A 24,846-nucleotide genomic window follows, 5' to 3' on the forward strand; every position below is an offset into this window, starting at 1 on the left:
AGTGACTTTTATCACCCTGCTGTACTTTTGCAGCGTTCCTGCGGCCAGCCAAAGACTGTATATACATGCTTAGATACTTTATATTCTTATCCTTTTTGCCTTTGAGCACTATCCTCTGTGTGGCTCAAGGTGAAGAAACCCTTCGCGAGCTGCCTCCGGAAGCCATTCAGCTCTATCCCACCCTGGAGGATATGGAAGGTTACGCAGTTGGGCAGTACAAGGACTACCTGCTTATTTTTGGGGGGAGTATTCGTTCCAAAATATCGGATAACAATTACCAAAATTTTCCTAACCTTGATATCCTGCTCATTGATTTTGATGAAAACCGGGCAAGCGCCTATACGAATGGCAGCTTTGAGGGCAGCCTTGGAGAACAAATCAGCGCCACGGGGCTGTCTTATTATCAAAATGACGGCCTCCTCTATCTGCTAGGAGGCTATGGCTATAGCGAAACGCATAATCAATTTATCACCTTCCCCTATATCACCGTTATTAATGTGAAGCAAACCGTCCTGGCGCTCCTCAATGGCGTGGACCCAGTCGCTAGTTTTTACCAACTTTGCGACGACCGCATGGCTATTTTTAATGCCGAAATGGACTACAACGGTGATGAGTTTTTCCTCCTGAATGGCAAATTCGCGTATAAATTGCGCCCTTTTGCTGATAACCCGCAGTATGTGGAGGAAAAATACAATGAAGAGGTCCGCACTTTTAAGATAAGTAGAGACGGAGCAGATTGGCGCCTGGAGCATTTTGAGACCTGGTACGACCTTGAGACCTTTCAGGAGCAGTACGGCACGCTCATTCCGGAACGCATCGAACAACAACTACAACAGCTGCAACAGTCCAAAACCCTGAGCCAGTGACAATAGTCACCCTGCGCGCTGAGGGAAGTCATTTAGCTGGCCTGAAAACCCCATTACATTTGTAGTGTAAGCAGAAGAATTGATAGAGATCGATTCAAAGCTAACATGGTCAATTGGGTGTTCAATCATTTTTGCCGGAGTAGCGTAAGTTTTTTGAGACGAAACGATCAACCGGCTATACAGCCGCACTGTCAAATTTTTCAGTGCGGCTGTTTTTTTCCTATTTCTGCTTCACATAAGCCTCGACTCCCTTGCCAGACAGCTCTGATTTAAGGGATTTGGCATCGCTCAGCCCATCAAATCGGTCGACCAACGCGACGGCGTAACGCCCCCGGTCGAAAAGCTCTACGGAAGCATTCGTATACCCCATGCCTCTCAGCTTGCTAACCATTTCTTCGGCGTTATTGCGGTATTTGAAAGTGCCGGCCAGTACCATGTACTGCCCACTGGCAACAGAGGCATAATCTGACTCCGCTTTTCCCGAAGTGCTTCCGGGGCTCCGGCTGGAAGATTGCAGGTCACTGTCCGCAGCCTCGTAGGTAGGCTCCGCTTCTTCATACCCGGATTGCCCGCCTTCACCAGTATTACTATCTGCATTATCGGATACCGCCCCGCCTTCATCGTAGTAGCCATCATCAAAGGTCGCAGTGGTATCTTCTGGGTAGTACTCCTCTTCTGCATATTCATCCTCAGGCTCCGAAACCATTTGATCTGCACTAGCCGGGGCTTCCGGACTGCTCCCTAGCAGGTTGGTGGTCATGTAGATCAGATAGACGAGCGCGGCAACGCATACAGCAACAATAGCAATGGTGACATAATCGAGTCTTGACATAGTGACGATGGTGTTGTTTGGTGATGAAAATAGGTATTTTTTACTAACTGCCGTTAAATCTGTAACCAAGCTCAACTTTTAACAGCTTAAATGCAATATCTAAACGCTCCAATGGGTTAATGTTCCCGTCTGTCATCGACGCTTCCCCTGATAAAACTTTCAAATACCAAAAATCAATTGCTCATCCGGAGTACCTCTACGCTTTTGCCTGGAAGCCCGCCTGCGGCTTCTATTGTCAAACTCAAAATCCTTGGAACATGAACGCCAAATTGCTCAAAACCTGGATGATGGTACTCGGCTTTGCGCCCTTTTTCCTGACTGCGCAGGAAGCCGCTGCCCCTCAACCCAACGAAGCTAATCCGGAAACGGAAGAAAGCATCCCTATTGATGAAATGACGGAGGAACAACGCACGCAAGCTATCTTCAATGCAGTAAGCAGCGGAGATACAGAAGGGGTCAAGCCACTGCTCTCCTGCCTCACGTACTATAAGCACAATAAAGATGGGGAAACAGCCCTCACAAAAGCCATCAAACAACAAGACCATGCGATGGTGGCACTCCTGACGGAAGATGCAGTGATCAACCTCAAAAACCAGTCTGGAGAAACCCCGCTCACCCTGGCGATTAAGCAGGGCAACTTGCCCATTATCCAGCTCGTGATGCGCCGGGCCAAAGCCGGGCTGAAAAATGATGCCGGAGAAGCCCCTCTGTTCCTGGCTATAGACCTGGAAGACCTCTACCTCTTGCAGGAGCTCATCAGCCGGGGCGCTGATGTCAACCGCAAGTCGAATGGCATTACCCCTTTGGCCAGGGCCACCTTACAAGGCCAAATACAAGCGGTAGCCCTGCTCATCCGAAATGGCGCGGATCCCAGCATCCCCAATGACAACGGCGACCTGCCTCTCTACCTCGCTACCTCAAACGGGCAGGCGGTCATAGCGGGTATTTTGCTCCACAAAAGCCCACAAGCGGTTAAGGATGCCAACTGGACCACCAAAATCGGGCAACCGCTGATTGTGATCGCTACGGAACAGGGCTTCGATCAAATTGTCAAAACCCTCCTCGATTTCGGTGCCGACCCGAATCAGTTTGACCACCTCGAAAACACCCCCCTCAACATCGCCGCCGAACAGGGCAGGTATGCGCTTTCCAACCTCCTTGTGCAGTCCGGCGCTGATCCAAACCACGCCAATATCATGGGAACCACCCCCATTGCTGCTGCCGCTAAAAATGGCCACAACGAAGTCGCCAACCTGCTGGCAGAACAAGGTGCCAACCCCAATACCCGAAACTACGAGGGCATCGCCGCTACCGATTACGGGAGCTACCTCAATAACCGAGAGCTGGATGCCGTCATCAATGCCTTTGACCAAACGCAGGGGGCTGATAACCCTTAAAGGCATCCTAAGAACCGATTGATCCCCCATTACCTGACCGGGGCCGGCTTTGTGCTGGCTCTGGTTTTTTTATTTTTTAACCTCTTAGTTTGACTTTTAAACTAAGAGTACGTATACTTGTAGTGCAATAGATAGTTTTAAAACAAAACTAAGACTGTTTTTACTGAGGTTAGAGCGCCTTGTAAATCCAGGCAGGCTATTGTCCCTGGGGATTTCATTATTCTTAAATCCTAAAATTTAAACAAGATGGGTTATGCAAGATGGTCGAGTGATGCCTACCGGCATCTCCGGGCAAGTTATGCCAACAAGTCAAGAGACGATATTTTTCAGGCCAACCGCCACCGGCGGATGAATGCCGCTGTGAACCCGTATGGCCTCCGCGTACGGGAAAGCCGGGACTCCCAACGGCACCCTAATTCCTTAGCCATTGGAGTCTTCCTCGATGTGACGGGCTCAATGGGCCGCATACCGGAGCAGCTTGTGCGCTACAAGCTGGGGGCACTTATGAATACGCTGATTGCCCACGGCGTTGAGAGCCCGCATATCATGTTTTCTGCCATTGGCGACCACCTCTCTGATCAGGCTCCTCTGCAGGCCGGGCAGTTTGAGGCAGGAGCGGATGAGCTGAGCCATGGGCTGTCCAAACTGTGGCTGGAAGGCGGAGGCGGCGGCCAGATACAGGAGTCCTATCTTCTCGCCTGGCTGTTGGCGGGCCGGCATACCTCCATCGACTGCTTTGAAAAGCGGGGGCAGAAAGGTTTCCTCTTCACCGTAGGGGATGAAGCCAGCTGGGAACGGCTTTCGCCTGAGCAGGTACAGCGCATTATGGGATACCGCCCCCAACAAACACTTAATGCAGCCACACTGCTACGGGAAGCCCAGCGGATGTACCACGTTTTCCACATCCACATCAATGAAACCGGCTACCGCAACCACCCTGAAGTGATCGGCTTCTGGAAAAGCCTGCTGGGGGAGCGGGCCCTGATCCTGAATGACCATAATGCCCTGGCGGAGCTTATCGCCGCCACGGTAGCTGTGGTCAGTGGGCACCCATTTAAGCAAACGATGGCGGGCTTTGAGCCGGCTGCCGCGCAGCAGGTGTCACAGGCTTTGGCTCCGGGCACGGGCTGGAACAAACGGTCTTCTAACACAACCATTCTTCCATTATGAGCACACAGATTGTCATTGGGCTGGGCTACGGCGATGAAGGCAAGGGCCTGGCCACCGATTATCTGAGCCGCCGGGCGGCGCACCCTGTTGTGGTGCGCTTCTCGGGTGGCCATCAGGCGGGGCATACGGTGGTAGGCCCTAAAGGGGAGCGGCATGTTTTTTCAGGCATAGGCGCGGGCACTTTTCAGGGTGCACCTACCTTTTGGAGCCGGTACTGCACGTTTTCGCCCCCTGCCCTGCTGAGCGAGTATCAGGCATTATCAAAGCTGGGCTATCCGCCTCAGATTTATGTAGATGGCCTGTGCCCGGTCACCACGCCTTATGATATGGCGTACAATCAACTGCTGGAGCGCAGTCAGCGGCATGGCAGCTGTGGAGTAGGCTTTGGGGCTACCGTGGCCCGGCATTCGGAAACGCCCTGCCGGCTGTTTGCGCAAGACCTGGCCTACCCGGTGGTGGTGCAGCAAAAACTCCAAGCCATTGAGCAATACTACGTGCGAAAAGCCAATGGGCTGTTGTCGGCAGAGGACTGGAAAGAGGAGGCCCGCGCCTGGCAGGAACAGTTGCTGGCGGTGCTAAAACGCATCCATCTCACCTCCGAATCCAGCTTTTTTGAGCGGTACGAAGGAGCTGATTTTATCTTTGAGGGCAGTCAGGGTATTCTGCTGGACATGGACCATGGGTTTTTTCCGAATGTCACCCGGGCGCACACCACCTCCCGCAATGCTCAGGCCATTATCCGGCGCAACGGGCTGCCGGAGCCGGAAATCTTTTGCATCACCCGGGCCTACCAGACCCGGCATGGCAATGGTTTCCTGAGCAATGAAGGCATTCCTGCCACCCTGGTTCCCAACCCCAAAGAGACCAATCAGGAAAACGAGTGGCAGGGGGCACTGCGCTACGGCACTTTGGATGTCGACCTCCTGCGCTATGCTCTTCAGTCTGAGTCCAACTACTCCGCCGGGCAAAAACGCCACCTGTTCCTTACCTGCCTCGACCAGTTGCAAGGGCCGCTGCAGGCTACTCTTGGCGGAAAACGGCATACTTATCAGACACCGGATTTAATCGCCCGCCTCCTCCCGGGCATTTCCGGCATAGTTTACCAGAGCTACTCCGATGACGGGCAGCGGGTCAAAGGCGCTACTTTTACGGCAAAGGCCATAGGCAAATAATTATCTTTGCGCGGACCATAATCCGCAACCTATGACACTAAGGGAATTTTTTGACGCACTGACCAACGATCCGACTTATGTACTGGTTTACCTGTCCATCATACCGGTCATGGCCTTTGTGGCCGGTCTGACGGGTCAGGAGAAAGGGCATGAAGCGCCCTGGAAATACCTTTACTCCACGCTCATTTACTTCATTTGTGTACCAGGTATTTTTTCCATTACGGTCTCGGTATATCAATTTCTGTTTGAGCGGCGCAGCATTTGGGATGCCGATGTATTTGTGCAGGTTCTGCCCATTGTATCCATGGTTGTTACCCTACTCATCATCCGGCGCAACGTCAACCTGGACTACATCCCGGGCTTCGACAAGCTGGGTGGGCTGGTGATGATCATTGCCTCCACGCTCATTATTATGTGGTTTATTGACCGGATGCGGATCATTGTGTTTTCGTACCTGCGCTTTGAGTATGTCATTCTGTTTTTCATCGGCTTGCTGCTGGTCATCCGCCTGGGGTGGAAGCGGGCGTTTGGGAGTGCCTGAAGTCATTAGCAAATAAACGACATTTAAAATTCATTTTTTGCATCAGTGTTGCATCTTTGCAATTCCTGTATTACTTTTGCAACATCGTTGCATTAAATTAAAACTCAAAAGATGAAAATGCTGAAGTATTCCTGGTTGTTTATGCTGGCGCTTGCCGTAACGGTCTTCTCTGGTTGCGAAGATGATGATCATGATCACGACCATGGCGACAATGACATTACGATCAGTATCCTGGAGCCCGGTGCTGATGAGGTGGTGGCAGATGCCAGTGATGTGCACATTCATATCGAAATCGAAGCGACTGAAGACAACCACGACATCGATATAATTCTCCACCCGGACGGGGATGTATCTGACAAGATCATCGAAACGAACCTGCACGAACATGATCAGAAGGTCAGCTTTGAGCAGGATGTTGACTTGTCTTCCTACCCTGCGGGCACCAAGTTTCACCTGGAAGTGGAAGCCTGCAAAGATCACGACTGTGAAGAGAAGGAATTTGCTGATGTAGAATTCTCGATTCAGTAAGGCAAATTTTTCCACCCGGCTAAGCCTTAGCGCCGGTAGTGCACCCGTTGCATTACCGGCGTTTTTTATGCCCGCTTCCCGGCCACCACCTAAGTAAAGTCACTGAAAACCACTGAGAAAAGTCATCTGCTTTGCGCTGAAATTCCGGTTACATTTGAATAGAACATAAAACCAGCGCATCATGAAAACTTTCATCCGCACTACGATACTGCTTTTGGCGACTTTGCTGATGACCAGCGCTGGCAGGCGGGATGTGCGCCCCGGTATGGTGCAGTTTGACCGGGCATTTCTGCCGGCATTGGATTACACCCTGCACGCCAATACACACGATGCCAAAAAGGCGGTCTTCTACCTGGAATTCCGCTGGCGACGGCTGCGCGGTCAGCTTGCGCATCAGTACCCGGCAGAAACAGAGACTCTGCGCCGCATTGATAGTTGGCTGGGGGATGCGTACTATGCCATTGATGCCAACCGGCCCTACACTGCAGCCAATCAGCTGGAGCATGTGAAGTACGAACTGATGGTACTCCGTGGCCACTACGGCATCGACTACTACCTGGATGACCTATACGACTTTCAGGGCGGGCTGGAGCTGCTTACAGAAGCTGCCAACGATGAAATGCTTTGCCTTATGGACTGGGGTGAATTTATTGCCCTCGGCAAGGAGCTCCGCCTGGAATGGCAGTACATTATGCAAAAGCCTTTTGATCAGGAACTGTACGACTTTGACGACCAAACCGTCAAACGACTAACATACGAACAACGAGCAATGGCGGAAGCTCTATATACTTTCGCAAAAGCAACCAACCGGGCAGACCGGAATGCAGTAGCCACTGCGGCCAAAGACCTCATGCCTCACTACAACGAAGTACTCCGGCTCTTTGGCGACTACCAGTCTACACAAACCTTCTTTGCCCGGCACAACCTTATTAGATAACCGAAAATCGGCCATTATGAATCCGGACACACCTATTCGGGAAATTATGACAACCAACCTCATTACGGTTGGGCCCGACCGCACCGTAGAAGCCATTCAGGAGCTGTTCCGCGAAAATGAATTCCATCATATCCCAGTCGTTGACCGGGGCGAACGCCTGATCGGCATCATTAGCAAGGAAGATGTTTTCAAGCTGTCTTATGTACTGTCGCTGCAAACCACCGGCAAGAAGTATTCTGAAAAGGAATACCAAAGCCTGAAAGCAACCGACATTATGACCCGCTATCCGGTCACGCTTGACCCCGACGATACCGTGGGGCTGGCAGCAGATATCTTCCTGGCCAACAAGTTCCACGCCCTGCCCATCGTCGAGGATGATCAGCTAATGGGGCTGGTGACCACGCACGACCTGCTTTCGTACCGGTTTGGAGAGCCTATGCCTCCCAAGCAGGAAGAAGTATTCGAAGAAGAACTTTAAATCCGAAAAATTAGCAGCCATGACTGATAAAACCACCACCGTTGCTCAAATCATGAGCACACCTGTAATCACAGTGGGACCAAATGACACGATGAGCGATGTACAGGATATCTTCCGCAAAAACAACATCCACCACATCCCTGTGGTCGACGATGGCAGAGTGGTGGGTATCATCAGCAAGTCTGATTACTATCGCCTGCTGCACGGTTTCACCTTGTTCAAAACACAGAAAAGCGAGCAATACAACGATGCCATCATGCGCTCCCTCCTGGCCGGAGAAGCCATGACCCGGCAGGTGGCCACCCTTGCTCCCGGTGATTCGCTGGAAATGGCCGTCGGCTTTTTCCGGGAGAACCTCTTCCACGCCTTGCCGGTAGTGGACAAGGGCCGCCTCATCGGCATTGTGACGACTTTTGATTTGCTTACGCATGCTTATGCTACTCCGTTTATGATGGAGGAGCAATAAGTAAAGCGCATACACTTTCTAGTTTTCTTCAGCCGCTTCCGGAGCACTTCGGGAGCGGCTGATTTTTAGTGGAAAATCCTTATCTTAGGGGAGCTTTACATGACGCACGGGCCTGCAGACGAACCAAAACACGGTTTAGCCGGTCTTATATGCGACATTGCTTTACTGACGCTGTTTGGGTTTGGGCGGGTCAAACCTCCAACAGGTCAGCATTTCCTCGGTCGTCGTGGTTTAGCTACTGACGATCCTGTGGATGTCAGCACAGGTTCGCCCAAACCACTTCGTGACGAGTATATTTTCCACAATGCTCTCAGCTATGAAAACGCCATACCCATTGCTTTTCCTCAAAAGTGGCGCCGTCCTTTGCGGTGCACTTGCTTTTCTGATCATTACTGCTCCGTCTGCTGCAGGGCAGAAAACTTGCGCACAATCGCTGCTCCACGAGCGGCTCATGGTCGAAGACGCTGCCTACCGGCAGCGGCATTTAGCCTTTGAGGAAAGGCTGGCGGACAAGCGCTCCCGGATCAGCGGATCAGCCCGGTCCAATGACGAACTGCTCGTCCTCCCCGTTGTCTTCCATATCATTCAGAGCGATGACCAGGACCCCGTGCCGGATGCGCAGATGCAACAGGCCTTGCAGCACCTCAATGATGCCTTTGCAAATACCGGCTACTACAATGCCGCGCAGGGCAGCAATACCTACATTCAATTCTGTATGGCGCAGCGCACTCCAGACAATTTACCCTCCACCGGTGTGGAAAGGGTGACCTCCCCGCTAGCTGTGATGGAGGGGCTAGAAAACGACATTGAACTGAAAAACCTGAGCCGGTACGAGCCCCTGCACTACATCAATATCTGGGCGGTGGAGGATGTATGTCTGAACGGCAATTGCAACGTCACTGGCTACGCCAACCTGCCCGGTACGCACGGTCAGGACCGCGATGGTATTGTCGTAGATATTGACTACATCGGTACATCGCCCGACAGCAGCAGTCTCCTTGCTCACGAAATGGGGCACTACCTGGGGTTGTACCACACCTTCGAGGGCGGGTGCGAAAATGACAACTGCCTGTTCGACGGCGACCGCGTTTGTGATACGCCGCCCGATCAGACGACTGCCAAGCCGCCCTGCGACCAACCTGATAACAGTTGCTTTACCGATACCGTCGATGTTTCCGACAATAACCCCTTCCGCCCCCTAAGCCTGGGCGGGCTGGGGGATCAGCCGGATGACTACCGCAACCATATGGACTACAGCCGCCTGGAATGTGGCATTCATTTCACTCCGGGCCAAATCGAACGCATGCGGCTGTCCGCCCCGAACCAACGGCAAAGCCTCCTGAGTTCCTTCGGCTGCCGCCCGCCCTGCCCGGCACCGGTTACGGCCGATTTTGCGCCCCTGCCGGCATCCGTCCCTCTGAATGCGCCCATCCCTTTGGAAAACCTCTCGACTAATGCGGACACCTATGTTTGGTACCTCAACGACAGCCTGATCAGCACCGCCGCTAATCCGGTGTGGACGCCCGGCACCCTGGGCCCGCAGCAGCTCCAATTGGTAGCCATGAGCGGAGATACGCTCTGCCAGCCCGCAGTATTTCAGCAGCAGGTCACGGTCTTTTGCCCTGTTGTCCCCGCCTTCACGCCCACGGATACCACTGTGCTTGTCGGCGCCACGCTGAATTTTGAGAATACCTCCACCGGTGCCAATGCTTACCGGTGGTTCCTACAGGACAGCCTGGTCTCAACAGGAGATTCCTACATCTTCAGCAGCAGCACGCCTGGTTTCTACGAGATTTGCCTGGAAGCAAGCACCGGTCTCTGTGCCGAGGCTATTTGCAACCGTTTTCAGGTACAGGGGCCCTACAATGGTGGCCCGTGCGAGAATACCTTTATCACATCTGTCACAGATACTTTTACAAATGAAGTGGAGTTTCCACATCTAACGGATATCGAATTCGCCCCGGATGGTGGGTTATACTTTTCAGGCTATGTAGGCAGTAGCTTTTTCAATAGTCAGAACTCCTTCATCAGTAAAGTCAACCCGGATGGACAAATCGGTTGGACCAGACAAATTGATATTGACCCGGATTTGAGGATATTTCAGATTACCCCCTCCGAAAACGGTATAATAGCTTGCAGCGGTAATGGATTCAACTATGGGTTCAACTTGATGGAGATCAATACCCAAACCGGAAATATTGACTGGGCAGAAAGGTGGTGGGCAGGTCCCGACACAACAGTACTTATTCAAAACATAACCCCTCTTGAAAATAGCGATAGTTACTGGCTAGCTGGATACTACAATATTGACCTGGGAAATAACAACTACTTACAAAGAGACTTTTACGGCAAGTACAATAGCCATACCAATTCACTGGACTTCATACGGTCCTTCAATTACTATGAAAATGCCTACACTATAGACATCTCCGGCCCAATTGAAAACGCTGTTCTACTCAATGAGCATTTTTACCAGACCGTTCATTGGGCTGATTCGACCTCCAGTAATGTTATACTTGAAGCGCTACAGCCAGATGGAACTATACTTTTTTCCAAAGAATATTTACCTCAAGTTGACTCAGGCACAACTTATTTCCCTGGTGCTATGCTTGCCACCGAAGATGCACTTTTCCTGACCGGCACTGTCGCCACGGAGAATATTTTAGGTAGTGAGACACTAATAATTAAACTTACGCCAAACGGAGAGGTCATTTGGTCAAAAAGCTATAGTTCGGAGAGCTTACTTTACCTTCAAGGTGGATCCAGCCTTTCGCAAAAGGCCAACGGAAACATTTTATTGGGTTCACAGGGAGCATCAGGCACCATAGAGAACCCCAACAATTTTCACGCTTTTATAGAAATTGACCCTGATGGGATACCCGTGGAAGCCGTAAAGGTGGACAATACTACACTGAGCGACAACCACTTTTACACTTTTTACAAATTACTGCACCGGGACAGCACCACCACTTTCGTCACCATTAATGAAGACCTAAGCTTCGAAATCCGAAAAGTGTACGAAGACTGGACAGGCTGCACCCCTTTCCTCCCATTAGCAATAGAGAGCGAAGATGTGGCCGCCGAAGTCATTGAGCACCAACCCACTTTGGAAGATGTACCACTGGAATGCATCCCCATTACCGGGAGCACAAGCCCTTTTTACAGAAACCATGAGGTCACCTGTTACTTCGAGCCTGCCCCCTGCCCGCAGGCGGAAATCTGCGACAATGGACTAGACGATAACTTCAACGGGCTGACCGATTGTGAAGACGAAGCCTGCCCCTGCTCGGCGGACTGCGGGCAGACATTTGTCCAACTGCTAGATGCAGGCACCGGGGCAACCACACTGGTACAAGGCAACAACGGCGATTTCTACCTGGGCGGCCATGCGGGTGAAGCCGCTGCCATTACCCGCGCCACACTGGCGGGTAGCATCGTCTGGCAGTACACCTTTGACCTGAGCCCGGGCGCAGACCGCATCGTCCACCTGCGCCCCGACGGCAGTGGCTTGCTGCTGGGCGGCGCTATCGGACAAGCCGGGGACGAGCGCTGGGGCACCCTGTTCAAGTACGACCCGGTAGATAACGCCCTGCTTTGGTCGACCACCCTGCCACTTGGCAACAACGGTAGCCTCCGGAAAATCGCCCTGAACCCCGAAAATGGCCATCTTTTCTTTACGGGCAGCCTGGGGCAGGGCAACACCACAGCGGGCCTGCTGGGCGAAGTAGACACTGGTTCCGGGGCATTGCTCTGGCACCGGCAACTGGCGCAGGGCGATCAGGCTTTTCTGGAAGGGCTGACGGTTGTAGGCAGTGCCATTTACGCCACCGGACAGGCAGGTTTTGAAAACGGCCCGGGCAGCGCCCGCCCGGTCAATGCCGCCTTCACCCTGACAGGCGCAGAAGTCTGGTCGAGGCAGTACCTTGCTCCCCCCGGCGTCACCGCCCAACTCTCAGGAAGAGCGATTGCGCCGGATGCCACCGGGCTGATTTCCGCTTTTCAGGGCGCACCGGCGGGCACCGATGCGCAGGGTGAAGGTATCGTTGGGCTATACAAAACGGACTTCTCCGGCAATCTGGTTTGGGGCAGGGCCTTCGAGGTGCCCGGCTATACCGCGCTGCAGCCCGGGCTGGAACTGGTCAGGGCGCAGGATGGCTTCCTCCTGAGTGCGGTGGGCCAGGGAGAAAGCCAGGATTTGCTCCTCCTCAAAATCGATGCTGAAGGCAATCCGCAGTGGGCGAGAAAATATGGATTACCGGATCAAAGCACCCTTGCTTTCGCGGATGGCGGCGGCAACCGCATTTTGCAAACCGGCAGTTCCATCTATCTGGTGGGCACTTCAATAGATGCCGGAGGGACCGAAAATGCGCTATTCATCCGCACCAATCTGGAAGGGGACGTCCTGGAGGGGGAATGTACCTTCACCGCACCGGTCACCGTCAATGCAACCGACTGGGAGGTACTGCACGAAGAGGCCTACACCGCTCAGGCCCTGCCGCACAGCTTCGACCCGACCATTTCCCAGCCAGAGCCCGGGGTGGGCAGCCTGGGCAACACCTTCCTGTGCAGCCCACCGACCTGCGAAGACCTCTGTGTCCAAAACCTGGTACTGGAAGTTGACAGCGTATTCTGCAACGGGGACAGCCTGCGCACCCGAATCCGGATTTGCAACTCCGAAGCCGGCCCGTTCTTTGGTGCGTTGCCTGTAACTTACTACGATGGGGACCCGCAGTCCGGCGCAGTCGCAATAGACAGTTTTGTAGTACAGGTAGACAGCATCCTGAACAACCGCTGCGACACCCTTTGGCTTGACCTGCCCTATCCTTCGGGCACTGGATATCTGGTGCTGAATGACAACGGCAGCACCGCACCGCCTTTCGACCCGGAGACTGCTTTTGCCGGAGGTGCCATCATTGAATGCACCTATCTGGACAACCTCGCACCTTTGCCCTTGCAGCGCACCGCGCCGGTGGCGGACCTTGGACCCGATCAGGAAGCCTGTGAGAATGCCACCGTTGTCCTATCGCCCGGCAACTTTGACGAATACCTTTGGCAGGACGGCAGCACAGAAAGCACCTACACCATTTTCGATGCCGGTACTTTTTGGGTGGAAGTGACGAACCGCTGCGCCCTTAGCGATGCAGATACTATTCAGGTGACCTATACCGACCCCGTAGTGCTGAGGGCAGACCCGGCGGTAGGCTTCCTCTGCCCGGAGGATACCGTACAATTATCAGCCGAAGCCCTCAGCGGCTATACCGTGGAGTGGTCGCCTGCGGGCAGCCTGAGCTGTACCAACTGCACCACGCCCCTTGCCAGCCCGGACAGTACGACCCTGTACGTTGTCACCTCTGAGAATGGTGAAGGTTGTGCCAGCGTGGACAGCATTACCCTCAGTCTGATTCCCTGCGACCAAACACTGGACACGGTTGTCTGTGCCAATGACAGCCTTTTGCTTGAAAATTCCTGGTTCCTGCCCGGAGATACCGATACCCTGACCGATGCCTCCGGCGCACTGCAACTAATCCGGGTTGCACCTATTGATACCCAACTCGTGTTCCTGGATACGCTGGCCTGCGCTGCCGGGACAATCGACTATGCCGGCACCACACTCGCTCCGGACACCACTGCTCTATTCACCTTTACCAACGCGGAAGGCTGTGACTCTACGGTTGCCCTCAACGTCGGAGCAAGGCCACCCATAACCGGCAGTTCAAACCTACAGATTTGCGCGGGCGATACGGCAACGGTTTTTGGCTTGCCGCAGACCGAAGCCGGTACGTATGCTCAAACCTTTGCATCAGTTACCGGCTGCGACTCCGTCCACACTTTAACGCTGACAGTGGTTGATACCCCATCCGTTCAGTTGGATGATGCACGGCTCGATTGCACGACCCTGACAGGCGAATTGGAGGGCAGTCCTTTCGGGGGCACACCGCCCTACGCTTACACATGGAGCAATGGCCCTACCACTGCTTCAAATACCGAGCTGATGCCAGGGTTGTACACCATTACCATCACCGACGCTAATGACTGCAGCAATTTCGCCAGTGCTACGGTACTGGATGAGCTGCCGCAAATCGCCCTTTCGGTCCTTGTGGATTCCGCCTCCTGCTTTGGCACGCCCGATGGACAGATTACCGTTTCGGAAAGTACCGGCGGCACGCCTCCTTATGCCTACCGCCTTAACGATGGTGATTTCTCCGAAGACCGTCAGTTCGACAACCTGGAAGCTGGCGTCTATACCCTGTCCATTCGCGATGTGCGGGGATGCCTGAGCGACACCCAAATCGTGATAGGCAGCCCCCCTGAATTACTGTTAGCCCTTCCCGCCGACACAACTTTGGAGCTAGGACAGACGGTGGAGCTTGCTGCGCAGGTCAGTGGCGGGTCGGACTTGTTTGAATGGTCTCCTCCAGACGGCCTTGATTGTACCGATTGCCCCAACCCAATAGCCCAACCAGTAGAGACCACCACTTATCAGCTGCTGATCAGCACCCTGGAAGGCTGTACCACGGCGGAAAGCATCACCATTATTGTGGAGCGGCCCAGAAAGCTTTACATCCCAAATGTCTTTTCACCCAATGGTGATGGCAGAAATGATGTATTCCGGGTTTTCCCCGGTCCCGGGGTTCAGCAAATTGTACAATCACAGATTTTTGACCGTTGGGGCGGGTTGGTCTTTGAAGCAGGCAACTACACACCGGATGCCACGCAACCTACCTGGGACGGCACCGTTGGCGGCAATCTGATGTCCTCCGGGGTCTTCACCTATACGATTGAAGTGTTGTTTATCGATGGGCAGGTGGAGCGCTTTTCGGGCAGTGTGCTGCTTTTACGGTAATAAAGGCCCTGTTGGGGCTAAAACACCCGCGGCTCAAACCCCTCCGCATTCATAATCGCAGCGGAATCACCGGTGGCACGAATGACGAACAAACCTCGTTTTTCGGCCATATCTTCGCTGTTCTCTTCGGCGCGTAGGAAAGCAACGGCACCGTAAACGTTGTGGTCATGGTATTCGGACAGCCAGGTTTTTACCTGTTGCAGCTTTTTGATGTGCTGACGGACATGCTTCGTGCGCAAGGTAGTCTTGACTTCGATGACTACGATCTCTTTGCCATTGTGGGCAATGATGTCGAACTCATAGCTGTTGCCTTCGTAGTTGCCTTTCACACGGGTGGAGGTCCGGTTAATTTTGATGCCCTTTTCCTGAAGGATACGCACCACATCACCCTCAACCAGGGACTCCATGAGGCGCCGCCACTGTGATTCGAATAAGTCGAAAGCCTGTTGAATGCGTTTGTCGGTTTCCTTAAACCTTGCATCCGTTTCTTTGAACTTCGCGTCCGTCTCTTTGAACAGTTGCTTGATTTCTGCCCAGGTCAATTCTTCTGCCATGAGTAGTCCGTTTTGAATTAACGCTGAATACAAAACTCCTGTAAGGGCGGTTAAGTTCCCACCTCATCTTCCCCAACCCGCCTTTTACAAGCCCTCAGGCAGCATATCTACCACAATTTTTCTACCTTTGGGCGTCTTAAACTGGACTTGAAAAATATCCGAACCGCTATGTCAGCAGACACCTTCAGCAAAGTAGACGAAATGAAGGCGGCCATTGAGGCCGATCAGCCGGGCGACCTGCAGGCGCTTGAGCAGTTTCGCATCAAATACCTGGGCTCCAAAAACGTCATAAAGGCGCTGTTTGGGGAAATCCGCAACATCCCGAACGAGCAGAAAAAGGAGTACGGGCAGCGGGTCAACGCCGTGAAGGAAGCCGCAGAGGCCAAGTACAACAGCCTGAAACAGCAGCTCGAAACCGCTGCAGAAGAAGCGGCCGTCAAAGACATTGACCTGACCGCACCGGGCGAACCCATCGAACTGGGGTCCCGCCACCCGATTGCAGTGACCATGAACCGCATCATCCGCATCTTTGAGCGTATTGGTTTTGTGGTGGCCGACGACCGGGAAATTGAGGACGACTGGCACAATTTCACCGCTATGAATACGCCGGAAGACCACCCGGCACGCGATATGCAGGACACTTTCTACCTTCAAAACAGCATGGAGATGCTCCTGCGCACCCACACCTCTTCGGTACAGGCACGGGTGATGAAGCATACACAGCCGCCCATCCGCATTATTGCGCCGGGCCGGGTGTACCGCAACGAGACCGTCTCCGCACGCTCCCACTGCCAGTTCCATCAGGTGGAAGGCTTGTATGTGGATGAGAATGTCTCTTTCGCCGATCTGAAGCAGACGCTGCTGTACTTCGCCCGGGAGATGTTCGGGCCCGATGCCCAAATCCGCCTGCGCCCTTCTTACTTCCCGTTTACTGAGCCCAGCGCGGAGATGGACGTCTACCTCGGCACTGAAACCGAGAAGGACTACCGCCTCACCAAGGGCACCGGCTGGCTGGAAATCCTGGGATGCGGCATGGTTGACCCCGCTGTACTGGAAAACTGTGGTATTGACTCGACTAAGTATACCGGCTTTGCCTTCGGCATGGGCATTGAGCGGCAGGCCCTGCGCCTGTACGACATCGGCGACATCCGCCTTTTCTTTGAGAACGATGTGCGCTTCCTGAAGCAATTCGCTTCTACGATCTAGAAAAAACGACTATGAAACCGAGTATCCCAAAAGGTACACGCGACTTCGGCCCGGCTGAGGTCCTCAAACGCAATTACATATTCGACACCATCAGGGAAGTCTTCGTGCGCTATGGCTTTCAGCCTATTGAGACACCAGCCATGGAAGACCTCTCCACCCTTACCGGCAAGTACGGGGAGGAAGGCGACCAACTGCTGTTCAAAGTACTGAATAACGGCGATTTCCTCTCCAAAGCGGATGATCAGGCGCTGCAGGCTAAGGACTCGGCAAAGCTGGTCCCTTCCATTTCCAAGCGGGGGCTGCGCTATGACCTTACCGTGCCCTTCGCCCGCTTTGTGGCCATGCACCAAAACGATATTCCTTTTCCTTTCAAGCGCTACCAAATTCAACCGGTTTGGCGTGCCGACCGGCCCCAAAAAGGGCGTTATCAGGAATTTTACCAATGCGATGTGGATGTGGTGGGCTCGGAGTCGCTCATGTTCGAAGCCGAACTCGCACAGATTTACGATGAGGTCTTCCAAAAGCTGGGGCTCAAGGTGGTCATCAAGCTCAACAACCGGAAAATTCTGGCGGGCATGGCAGAAGCTGCCGGATTATCTGAAGACCGCTTCATGGACATGACTATAGCCATCGATAAGCTCGATAAAATTGGTATGGATGGTGTGAAACAGGAGCTCAGCAAGCGGGATATTTCGGACGACGCTATTGCCAAAATTGAGGCCATGCTGGGCACCACCGAGCTGGAAGCCCTGAAAGCCACCTTTGCGGCAAGCGAAACCGGGCTCAAAGGCATTGAAGAACTGGAAACGGTCTTCAGTTACCTCAATCTGGGCGACACCCACAACACCATCCAATTCGATATCACACTGGCCCGCGGGCTCAACTACTACACCGGCTGCATTTACGAAGTAGCGGTTGACCTGAGCGCACAGGGGCAGGAAAACATCAAAATGGGCAGCATAGGCGGAGGCGGCCGCTACGCCAACCTCACTGAAAACTTTGGCATGAAGACCAATGGTTCCGGTGTGGGCGTGTCCTTCGGGGCGGAGCGCATTTACGATGTCATGGAAGAACTCAGCCTCTTCCCGGAAGACAAAGCAAATACCCTCCAACTGCTGTTCATTGCCTTTGATGAGAAGGCGCACCGCTACGCTTTCAAAGCGCTGCAGCAGGTACGGGCAGCGGGCATCAATGCGGAGCTTTACCCGGAACCCACCAAGTTGAAAAAGCAGATGAAGTATGCCGATCAGCGGAATGTGCCTTACACGATCGTTATTGGAGACCGCGAGATGGAATCGGGCGAGCTGGCCTTCAAAAACATGGCGACAGGCCAACAGGAAAACCTCCAACTGAATGCGATCATAGACCAACTGAAGTGATGAAGCGTTTTTACCTCAGCTTATTGCTTTGTGCCATCAGCAGCCTCGTTATTGCGCAGGAGTTGCAGCTGGAAAACACCGCTAGCGGGCGTAGCTTTATCCTTAAGCCAGGCAGCACAGTCGATTTGCACCTGGATTTGCCCGCCGCTCAGATGGTTCGTACCAACAACCGGGTGCTGACCGGTGCGCTGCAGGCCCCGGAAAAAGGGCTGCTGCAAATCCTGCCCGTGCAGGAAACCAAGCAGTATATTTTTGAGAACGGGCTGGAGCGGGAAGACAATACCTATTATGAAGCGCTCCTCGGCCGCCAACCCTTCCGCCTTCCCCTGGAAGAGGTCAATTCAATCCATTACCGCACTCCGGCTATCGAGCACCTGAATAAAGCGGGCAAAATCCTGCTGGCTGCTGGCGCTGCCGGTGCGTTGCTCGTTGCTCCACTGGCCAGCATTGATTACGGTGAAGGCAGCTTCAATGGGGACCGCTACTTCCGCATCGCCGGGTACAGCCTGATTACGGCTGGCGTGGGCGTAGCTGTGAAATTTGGCACCCGCAAACGTAAATTTACCATCCTGCAGCCCGGCGAAAGCCCGGATAAAAACCGCTGGACCTTAAAGATGCTTAACTAATCTGCCATGCCCAAATTCACCCAACTCTCCCAAGTACGTACGGCTATTGAAGATGGCGACCTGACCTGCACACAGCTGGTGGAGTATTATCTCAATCAAATTGAGCAGCAGACACATCTGAATATCTATGTGGAGGTGTATGCGCAGGAGGCACTGGAACGTGCCCGTACTCTTGATGCCCGGTATCAGCAGTCGCCCGGAGAGCTTGGCCGGCTGTATGGAATGGTACTTTCGCACAAAGACGTCATCTGCTACGCCGGGCATGGCGTTCAGGCCGGCTCTAAGATTCTGGAAGGCTTTGAATCCCTCTATTCTGCCACCGCTATTGAGCGGCTGCTGGCTGAAGATGCCATCATCATCGGGCGGGTGAACTGCGATGAATTTGCCATGGGCTCCTCCAATGAAACCTCCCACTTCGGCCCTGTACGCAACGCCGCTGACCCGGAGCGCGTGCCCGGTGGTTCTTCCGGAGGGTCTGCGGTAGCCGTACAAGCAGACACCTGCCTGGCTTCCCTCGGTTCAGATACCGGAGGCTCAGTTAGACAGCCGGCATCGTTTTGCGGGGTGATTGGAATGAAACCTACCTACGGGCGGATTTCCCGCCACGGGCTGCTGGCCTATGGCTCCTCTTTTGACCAAATTGGCACACTGACCCATTCGGTAGAGGATGCAGCGCTGCTTTTGGAGGTCATGGCCGGACCGGACGAATTCGACAGTACGGCCAGCCAAAAGCCGGTACCATTGGCAGAGAAAATCAAGTCTGCTGCCTCCGGGAAGCGCATTGCCTATTTCCCTTCGGCCCTACAGCACGAAAGCATACAGCCCGAGGTAAGGGCCACTGCCCAGTCCTTCATTGAGCAACTGCAAGAGGAAGGGCATACGGTGGAGGGCGTTGAGTTCGACCTCCTTGATTACCTGATCCCAGCCTATTATGTACTGACCACTGCCGAGGCATCTTCCAACCTCAGCCGGTACGATGGCATCCGCTATGGCTACCGCAGCCAAAATGCCACTGACTTGCTGTCTACTTATCAGCAGTCCCGGACAGAGGGCTTTGGCACAGAAGTCAAACGCCGCATCATGCTTGGCACCTTTGTGCTCAGCGCGGGCTACTACGATGCTTACTACACCAAAGCCCAAAAGGTACGCCGCCTGCTCAAAGAAAAAACGGATGCCATTTTCCGGGACTACGACTTCATTATGATGCCCGCTGCACCGACCACCGCGTGGAAGCTGGGGGATAAATCCGCCGACCCTGTAGAGATGTACCTGGCGGATATTTTTACGGTACAGGCCAACATGGCTGGCATTCCGGCTATTTGTATCCCTGTAGGATCAGACGACGAAGGACTGCCCATTGGCATGCAGCTGATGGGGCCTAAATTTGCGGAAGCAGCACTGCTGAGCCTGGCCAGCACCCTGATCCGTTAATCAGAATACTTAACATGACCCGACCCAAATATACGGAACGCGTAGCTCAGTTTGAATCGGCTGCCGAAGCCCTCAGCCAGCGTTACAACCGTCTTTCCATCATTCGCCTGCTGATCTTTCTGGGGGGTATTGCTGCGGTGGTACTCCTCTGGAATGGGGCAAACGCTCTCGTGGGTGTGGTTAGCATAATTGTCTTTCTGGCAGGCTTCTACCGCTTCGTCACCTGGCACCAACGGTTGAAAGCCGAAGAACAACATCAGCGCAACCTCGCCAAAGTCAATGATTGGGAGGCTGCGGTGGAACAGCACGATTTTTCAAACTACGACGATGGCGCCCGCTTCCTTGATCACGGGCACCCCAATGCTATCGACCTGGATCTCTACGGGCCTTTTTCCATGTTTCAGTACCTCAACCGGGCGGTGACTGCCCTGGGACAGCAAATGCTCGCCCGATGGCTGGCCGAACCGGCCACACCTGAGGCCATCCAACAACGGCAGACAGCTATACAGGAACTCGGCCCAATGCTGGAGTGGCGGCAGCACTTTCAGGCCTACGGACTGGAAACAGAGGATAACCTGGAGCAAATCAGCCTGCTGCACCGATGGATGAAAGAGCCCCCTTTTCTGACTGACAAAAAATGGGTAGCTGCTGCCCTTTACATCATACCGCTATGGTCGGTTGCAGCTGCCGTAATCTGGGCGCTGTACCTGCCCTGGTACCTGGGCATTTTACTGTACCTGCCAGCCCTGCTTATCCTGCGGCGCTTCGTGGAACGGGTCAACGAAACGCACCAAAAAACAACGCATGCGGAACTAGCCCTGCGGCACTATGCACAGCTCATTCAGCATATTGAAGGGCAAAAATTCCAAAGCCCCCTCCTGCGTCAGCTCCACGATGAGCTGTCGACCGAAGGGCAGCCCGCCTCTGCTATGATCCGCCGCCTGTCCTATATCATCCGGCAGCTGAATGTACGCTACAATGCCTTTTCTTTTATCTTCAACATCTTTGGATTGTGGGAATTGCAGTATATCTACCGGCTGGAGCAATGGAAAGCCGCTGTACAGGGGCACCTGCCCAAGTGGTTTGAAGCCATGGCCAGTTTCGAAGCGCTGAGCAGCCTGGGCAATATTCATCATAACAATCCGGAATGGGCTTTCCCTACCATCACCGATGGTGCCGTGGTGGAAGCCGAAGAGCTGGGGCACCCCTTGCTGCACCGGGACAAGCGCGTATGCAATGATATCCATCTGCCCACCAATGGCCACATCAAGCTCATCACGGGGTCGAATATGGCCGGCAAGAGCACCTTTTTGAGAACGGTAGGCCTGAATATGGTACTTGCTATGGCTGGTGCCCCGGTTTGCGCCCGTAGCATGGCCCTCCCACCCCTGCAGGTCTACACTAGTATGCGCACACAGGATGCTCTGCAGGAAAGCACTTCCTCCTTTTACGCCGAACTCAAGCGCCTCAAGTTCATCATCGAAGCGGTGGAGGACACCGCTGACCATCAGCCGCCGCAGTTGCAGGCTTTTTTCCTGCTCGATGAGATACTGAAAGGCACCAACAGCAACGACCGGCATACCGGCTCCAAGGCGCTCATTCGGCAGCTCATCCGCAGCCGGGGCTCGGGCATCATTGCCACCCACGACCTTGAACTGGGGCAGCTCGAAGCTGAAGCCAACGGCACCATTGAGAACCTCCGCATAGAAGTGGAGATTCAGGATGGCGAACTGCACTTCGACTACAAGCTTAAGAAGGGCGTGAGCCAGTCCTTCAATGCCACCCTGCTGATGAAGCGGATGGGGATCAAGATTGAGGAATAAGCTTTACGGGCAAAATATTGACCTTTTTCTTCTAAATTTGTGTTGATTGTACAAATGGTTGAAATGCTACACTCTATATCAATAGTCTGTCATTCCGCCATGAAGCAACACAGCTGTTTCTCATTTAACGATCAGTAATATGCGGACTATCACAGTAGATATTATAAACGAAAAAGCACTGAACCTTTTACGGGACATGGAGTCTTTGGAGCTTATCCGTTTGAGAAACAGCAAGCCCGAAGAGCATGGAGAACCTGTAGACTGGACTAAGTATAAGGGAGCTATGTCCAAACAGCTTTTAAGCGAGATTGACCAACAGTTAGACGAATTGAGAGGCGAATGGGACTAAAATATCTTTGGGACACCAATACCGCTATTTATTACTTGCAGCAACAATTTCCGCCCTCAGCTGAAAAGTTCATCGATGAGACCGTACTGGATTCCAGTCCTGCGATTTCAGTGATCACCGAAATAGAGTTGCTCTGCTGGAAGACAGATTCGGAGAAAGATTTGATTGTTCTTCGTAACTTTATTCATGACGCCCAGGTCCTCGAGCTGGAGAAGGCTATAAAGTTAAAAACCGCAGAAATACGAAAGGCTCATAAAATCAAGCTCCCGGATGCAATCATTGCTGCTACTGCCCTGGCTCATGATTTTACACTACTCACCAGAAATGTCAAAGACTTCAAGCATATTGAAGGTCTAAGCCTCATTAACCCTTATGAAAAATAAGTGGGTGTGCTTTCTGAATAGTTTCACCTGTCCTTCCCTCAGAACCAAAAGGCGTTTAGGGTTAAGTTCTGCATCAGTCTGCTTATCTATCATTACTATTTGGATGCTAAAAAAGCATCTCTAAACAGTTCAACATTTGAGCAATTAAGAGTCAAAATATAATTCTGAATTGCACTGAAAAATAGAGGTCGCCGTCTTGTCGAAAGTATAGTTTTAACCAATAGCACCATAGAAAAACCTGATGCTTTGTGTGATAGCCGGCACATAACTCATGTCCATATGATCATAGATTTGTGTTATCAAATAATAAAACAAATAGAAAACATGGAAGATAACACCACGATCAATCAAATGCCGCGCATCGGCGATCAGGCACCTGACTTTACCGCCTCTACGACTACCGGACCGCTGAAGCTTTCCGAGTACAACAAAGACAGCTGGGTGATTCTATTCTCTCACCCTGCCGACTTCACACCGGTTTGCACGACTGAGATGAGCGCTTTTGCGGTTGACCAGCAATTCTTTGACGAGCGCAACACCAAGCTGCTCGGTCTTAGCATCGATAGCATTCACTCCCATCTGGCCTGGGTAAACAACGTAAAGGAAAAGACAGGCGTCTATTTCCAGTTCCCGATCATTGCTGACCTCGATATGAAGGTGTCTCAGCTGTACGGCATGCTGCACGATAAGGAGAGTACTACTGCTGCTGTACGCGCGGTATTCTTCATCGACCCTAAAGGCACCATCCGCCTGATGATGTACTACCCCCTCAATGTGGGCCGTAACATGGAAGAAATCAAGCGTGCACTGATTGCCCTGCAAACAGCAGACGAGTGTAACTGTGCCCTGCCTATCAACTGGACTCCGGGCGAAAAAGCCATCGTTCCTCCACCCAAAACACTGGCAGAGATGGACGAGCGCATCAAGAATACAGAATACGAAATGGTAGACTTCTATCTGGCGAAGAAGGATATCTAAGCCTGGATTAGAAGTTCGTCAAGACCGATAACGATAAGGAAATGGGCGCAGCAGGAATGTTGGGCTCATTTTCTTTTGGGCGGTAATAGGTGCTTGTAGAATATCTCGCCATTGATTTACCTGAAACACCTGTTAAGCTTGGGCGCAAATGTAGCCCAAGAAGCAGGGAACTTTAGGAAAGTGTTTTGTGTTATTTAGCTTTAAGCAACATTATAATAATGGACACAACAAAACAGCCTCCCTTAAACGAGATACAACTCACGCTAATCCGTTTGTTTAGCAGAGAAATGTCCTCTGATGAAATGGCACACATCAAACAGTTGCTGATGGATTATTACGAAAATGAACTACAAAAAGAGCTGGATGAGGTGATAGCAGACAAAAACCTTACAGCAGCTGACTTTGAAGAGCGCCTAAATCAACAACAACGTAATGCCCATTGAAAGTTGTCATTGACACCAACTGCTTAATCGTTTCCATTCCTCGAAAAAATCCTGAGTTTTGGCTATATAAAGCATTTTCGGATGGATTATTTGAATGGTTGGTTAGTAATGAAATTCTCACTGAATACGAAGAACAACTCTCTTCCTTTTACTCTCCTAAAACTGCCGACTTAGTTTTAAAAATTCTTTCAACTGCTCCCAATGTCACTTTTACTGAACCATATTTCCGATGGGGGCTTATAGAAACTGATCCTGATGATAACAAGTTTGCAGATTTGGCGATTTCAGCCAACGCCAACTATCTGGTAACTCATGATAAACACTTCAAAGTATTAGACACTATTCCTTTTCCCACCGTAAAAGTCGTTGACCTGCCCTCTTTCAGGCAGGCGCTTTTCTATTGATCGCCACTACTTTTTGATTTCGATCCATCGGCTAACATG

22 protein-coding genes are annotated in these 24,846 nt (G+C 52.6%); 20 read left to right on the forward strand and 2 right to left on the reverse strand.

From position 1 onward, the window contains the following. The first annotated feature begins 101 nt into the window (after positions 1-101). A complete protein-coding gene (locus MRY86_RS22880) occupies positions 102-866 on the forward strand; it encodes a hypothetical protein (protein ID WP_293568261.1) in 765 nt (254 codons plus the stop codon). Positions 867-1,086: 220 nt separating this feature from the next. On the opposite strand, the gene MRY86_RS22885 is transcribed toward MRY86_RS22880, so the two are convergent. Beyond that, positions 1,087-1,698: an SPOR domain-containing protein gene (locus MRY86_RS22885; protein WP_293568259.1), complete on the reverse strand. Its 612-nt coding sequence runs from the start codon at positions 1,696-1,698 to the stop codon at positions 1,087-1,089. Positions 1,699-1,955: 257 nt separating this feature from the next. Here MRY86_RS22885 and MRY86_RS22890 point away from each other — a divergent pair, with 257 nt between their 5' ends. The 9 genes from MRY86_RS22890 to MRY86_RS22930 all read left to right on the forward strand — a co-directional run bounded on the left by MRY86_RS22890 (position 1,956) and on the right by MRY86_RS22930 (position 15,231). Then, entirely contained in the window at positions 1,956-3,095 is a 1,140-nt protein-coding gene (locus MRY86_RS22890; RefSeq protein WP_293568257.1) for an ankyrin repeat domain-containing protein, read from the forward strand. Between the two features lie 246 nt (positions 3,096-3,341). Further along, entirely contained in the window at positions 3,342-4,265 is a 924-nt protein-coding gene (locus tag MRY86_RS22895) for a hypothetical protein (protein ID WP_293568256.1), read from the forward strand. Further along, positions 4,262-5,437, forward strand: coding sequence for an adenylosuccinate synthetase (locus MRY86_RS22900; protein WP_293568255.1), 1,176 nt, complete (start codon positions 4,262-4,264; stop codon positions 5,435-5,437). The genes MRY86_RS22895 and MRY86_RS22900 overlap by 4 nt, the downstream gene beginning before the upstream one ends. 31 nt (positions 5,438-5,468) lie before the next feature. Then, entirely contained in the window at positions 5,469-5,978 is a 510-nt protein-coding gene (locus MRY86_RS22905; protein ID WP_293568254.1) for a hypothetical protein, read from the forward strand. Positions 5,979-6,089: 111 nt separating this feature from the next. Next, positions 6,090-6,506 (forward strand): hypothetical protein, encoded by a 417-nt coding sequence (locus MRY86_RS22910; RefSeq protein WP_293568252.1) that lies wholly within the window; start codon positions 6,090-6,092, stop codon positions 6,504-6,506. 181 nt (positions 6,507-6,687) lie between these two features. Beyond that, positions 6,688-7,443: a hypothetical protein gene (locus MRY86_RS22915; protein WP_293568250.1), complete on the forward strand. Its 756-nt coding sequence runs from the start codon at positions 6,688-6,690 to the stop codon at positions 7,441-7,443. Between the two features lie 16 nt (positions 7,444-7,459). Then, positions 7,460-7,921 carry a CBS domain-containing protein gene (locus MRY86_RS22920; protein ID WP_044219468.1) on the forward strand — a complete coding sequence of 154 codons (462 nt, stop codon included), beginning with the start codon at positions 7,460-7,462 and terminating at the stop codon, positions 7,919-7,921. Positions 7,922-7,940: 19 nt separating this feature from the next. Next, positions 7,941-8,387, forward strand: a complete 447-nt coding sequence (locus MRY86_RS22925; RefSeq protein WP_293568247.1) for a CBS domain-containing protein — start codon at positions 7,941-7,943, stop codon at positions 8,385-8,387. A 316-nt stretch (positions 8,388-8,703) separates the two neighbouring features. Further along, positions 8,704-15,231 (forward strand): M43 family zinc metalloprotease, encoded by a 6,528-nt coding sequence (locus MRY86_RS22930; RefSeq protein WP_293568245.1) that lies wholly within the window; start codon positions 8,704-8,706, stop codon positions 15,229-15,231. Between the two features lie 17 nt (positions 15,232-15,248). Here the strand turns inward: MRY86_RS22930 and MRY86_RS22935 are convergent, their stop codons facing one another. After that, the gene (locus MRY86_RS22935; protein WP_293568243.1) at positions 15,249-15,785 is read right to left on the reverse strand and encodes a YraN family protein; all 537 of its coding nucleotides are present in this window, start codon (positions 15,783-15,785) and stop codon (positions 15,249-15,251) included. A gap of 201 nt (positions 15,786-15,986) precedes the next feature. On the opposite strand from MRY86_RS22935, the gene pheS reads away from it, so the two are divergent. The 10 genes from pheS to MRY86_RS22985 all read left to right on the forward strand — a co-directional run bounded on the left by pheS (position 15,987) and on the right by MRY86_RS22985 (position 24,807). Continuing rightward, positions 15,987-16,991 (forward strand): phenylalanine--tRNA ligase subunit alpha, encoded by a 1,005-nt coding sequence (gene pheS / locus MRY86_RS22940; RefSeq protein WP_345894595.1) that lies wholly within the window; start codon positions 15,987-15,989, stop codon positions 16,989-16,991. Positions 16,992-17,002: 11 nt separating this feature from the next. Beyond that, positions 17,003-18,370, forward strand: a complete 1,368-nt coding sequence (hisS, locus tag MRY86_RS22945; protein ID WP_293568240.1) for a histidine--tRNA ligase — start codon at positions 17,003-17,005, stop codon at positions 18,368-18,370. After that, a complete protein-coding gene (locus tag MRY86_RS22950; RefSeq protein WP_293568238.1) occupies positions 18,370-18,996 on the forward strand; it encodes a hypothetical protein in 627 nt (208 codons plus the stop codon). The genes hisS and MRY86_RS22950 overlap by 1 nt, the downstream gene beginning before the upstream one ends. A gap of 6 nt (positions 18,997-19,002) precedes the next feature. Continuing rightward, on the forward strand, positions 19,003-20,427 hold the full coding sequence (gene gatA, locus MRY86_RS22955) for an Asp-tRNA(Asn)/Glu-tRNA(Gln) amidotransferase subunit GatA (RefSeq protein ID WP_293568236.1): 1,425 nt from the start codon (positions 19,003-19,005) through the stop codon (positions 20,425-20,427). A gap of 14 nt (positions 20,428-20,441) precedes the next feature. Continuing rightward, positions 20,442-22,250, forward strand: coding sequence for a MutS family DNA mismatch repair protein (locus tag MRY86_RS22960; RefSeq protein ID WP_293568234.1), 1,809 nt, complete (start codon positions 20,442-20,444; stop codon positions 22,248-22,250). Between the two features lie 139 nt (positions 22,251-22,389). Continuing rightward, a complete protein-coding gene (locus MRY86_RS22965) occupies positions 22,390-22,599 on the forward strand; it encodes a hypothetical protein (protein WP_044219445.1) in 210 nt (69 codons plus the stop codon). Continuing rightward, complete coding sequence (locus MRY86_RS22970) at positions 22,590-22,982, forward strand: type II toxin-antitoxin system VapC family toxin (protein ID WP_293568230.1); 393 nt, start codon at positions 22,590-22,592, stop codon at positions 22,980-22,982. Before MRY86_RS22965 ends, MRY86_RS22970 begins: the two co-directional genes overlap by 10 nt. 324 nt (positions 22,983-23,306) lie before the next feature. Beyond that, entirely contained in the window at positions 23,307-23,960 is a 654-nt protein-coding gene (locus MRY86_RS22975) for a peroxiredoxin (protein ID WP_293568228.1), read from the forward strand. 218 nt (positions 23,961-24,178) lie between these two features. Continuing rightward, the gene (locus MRY86_RS22980; protein WP_293568227.1) at positions 24,179-24,403 is read left to right on the forward strand and encodes a hypothetical protein; all 225 of its coding nucleotides are present in this window, start codon (positions 24,179-24,181) and stop codon (positions 24,401-24,403) included. Beyond that, positions 24,400-24,807, forward strand: a complete 408-nt coding sequence (locus tag MRY86_RS22985) for a putative toxin-antitoxin system toxin component, PIN family (protein ID WP_293568225.1) — start codon at positions 24,400-24,402, stop codon at positions 24,805-24,807. Before MRY86_RS22980 ends, MRY86_RS22985 begins: the two co-directional genes overlap by 4 nt. The last annotated feature ends 39 nt before the right edge of the window (positions 24,808-24,846 follow it).

Source organism: Phaeodactylibacter sp., assembly GCF_022763345.1.
Classification (GTDB): Bacteria; Bacteroidota; Bacteroidia; order Chitinophagales; family Saprospiraceae; genus Phaeodactylibacter.

Coding starts and splice junctions, on each gene's coding strand:
- MRY86_RS22885 (WP_293568259.1), bottom strand. CDS start 1,698: ATGTCAAGACTCGATTATGTCACCATTGCTATTGTTGCTGTATGCGTT.
- MRY86_RS22890 (WP_293568257.1), top strand. CDS start 1,956: ATGAACGCCAAATTGCTCAAAACCTGGATGATGGTACTCGGCTTTGCG.
- MRY86_RS22895 (WP_293568256.1), top strand. CDS start 3,342: ATGGGTTATGCAAGATGGTCGAGTGATGCCTACCGGCATCTCCGGGCA.
- MRY86_RS22900 (WP_293568255.1), top strand. CDS start 4,262: ATGAGCACACAGATTGTCATTGGGCTGGGCTACGGCGATGAAGGCAAG.
- MRY86_RS22905 (WP_293568254.1), top strand. CDS start 5,469: ATGACACTAAGGGAATTTTTTGACGCACTGACCAACGATCCGACTTAT.
- MRY86_RS22910 (WP_293568252.1), top strand. CDS start 6,090: ATGAAAATGCTGAAGTATTCCTGGTTGTTTATGCTGGCGCTTGCCGTA.
- MRY86_RS22915 (WP_293568250.1), top strand. CDS start 6,688: ATGAAAACTTTCATCCGCACTACGATACTGCTTTTGGCGACTTTGCTG.
- MRY86_RS22920 (WP_044219468.1), top strand. CDS start 7,460: ATGAATCCGGACACACCTATTCGGGAAATTATGACAACCAACCTCATT.
- MRY86_RS22925 (WP_293568247.1), top strand. CDS start 7,941: ATGACTGATAAAACCACCACCGTTGCTCAAATCATGAGCACACCTGTA.
- MRY86_RS22930 (WP_293568245.1), top strand. CDS start 8,704: ATGAAAACGCCATACCCATTGCTTTTCCTCAAAAGTGGCGCCGTCCTT.
- MRY86_RS22935 (WP_293568243.1), bottom strand. CDS start 15,785: ATGGCAGAAGAATTGACCTGGGCAGAAATCAAGCAACTGTTCAAAGAG.
- pheS (WP_345894595.1), top strand. CDS start 15,987: ATGAAGGCGGCCATTGAGGCCGATCAGCCGGGCGACCTGCAGGCGCTT.
- hisS (WP_293568240.1), top strand. CDS start 17,003: ATGAAACCGAGTATCCCAAAAGGTACACGCGACTTCGGCCCGGCTGAG.
- MRY86_RS22950 (WP_293568238.1), top strand. CDS start 18,370: ATGAAGCGTTTTTACCTCAGCTTATTGCTTTGTGCCATCAGCAGCCTC.
- gatA (WP_293568236.1), top strand. CDS start 19,003: ATGCCCAAATTCACCCAACTCTCCCAAGTACGTACGGCTATTGAAGAT.
- MRY86_RS22960 (WP_293568234.1), top strand. CDS start 20,442: ATGACCCGACCCAAATATACGGAACGCGTAGCTCAGTTTGAATCGGCT.
- MRY86_RS22965 (WP_044219445.1), top strand. CDS start 22,390: ATGCGGACTATCACAGTAGATATTATAAACGAAAAAGCACTGAACCTT.
- MRY86_RS22970 (WP_293568230.1), top strand. CDS start 22,590: ATGGGACTAAAATATCTTTGGGACACCAATACCGCTATTTATTACTTG.
- MRY86_RS22975 (WP_293568228.1), top strand. CDS start 23,307: ATGGAAGATAACACCACGATCAATCAAATGCCGCGCATCGGCGATCAG.
- MRY86_RS22980 (WP_293568227.1), top strand. CDS start 24,179: ATGGACACAACAAAACAGCCTCCCTTAAACGAGATACAACTCACGCTA.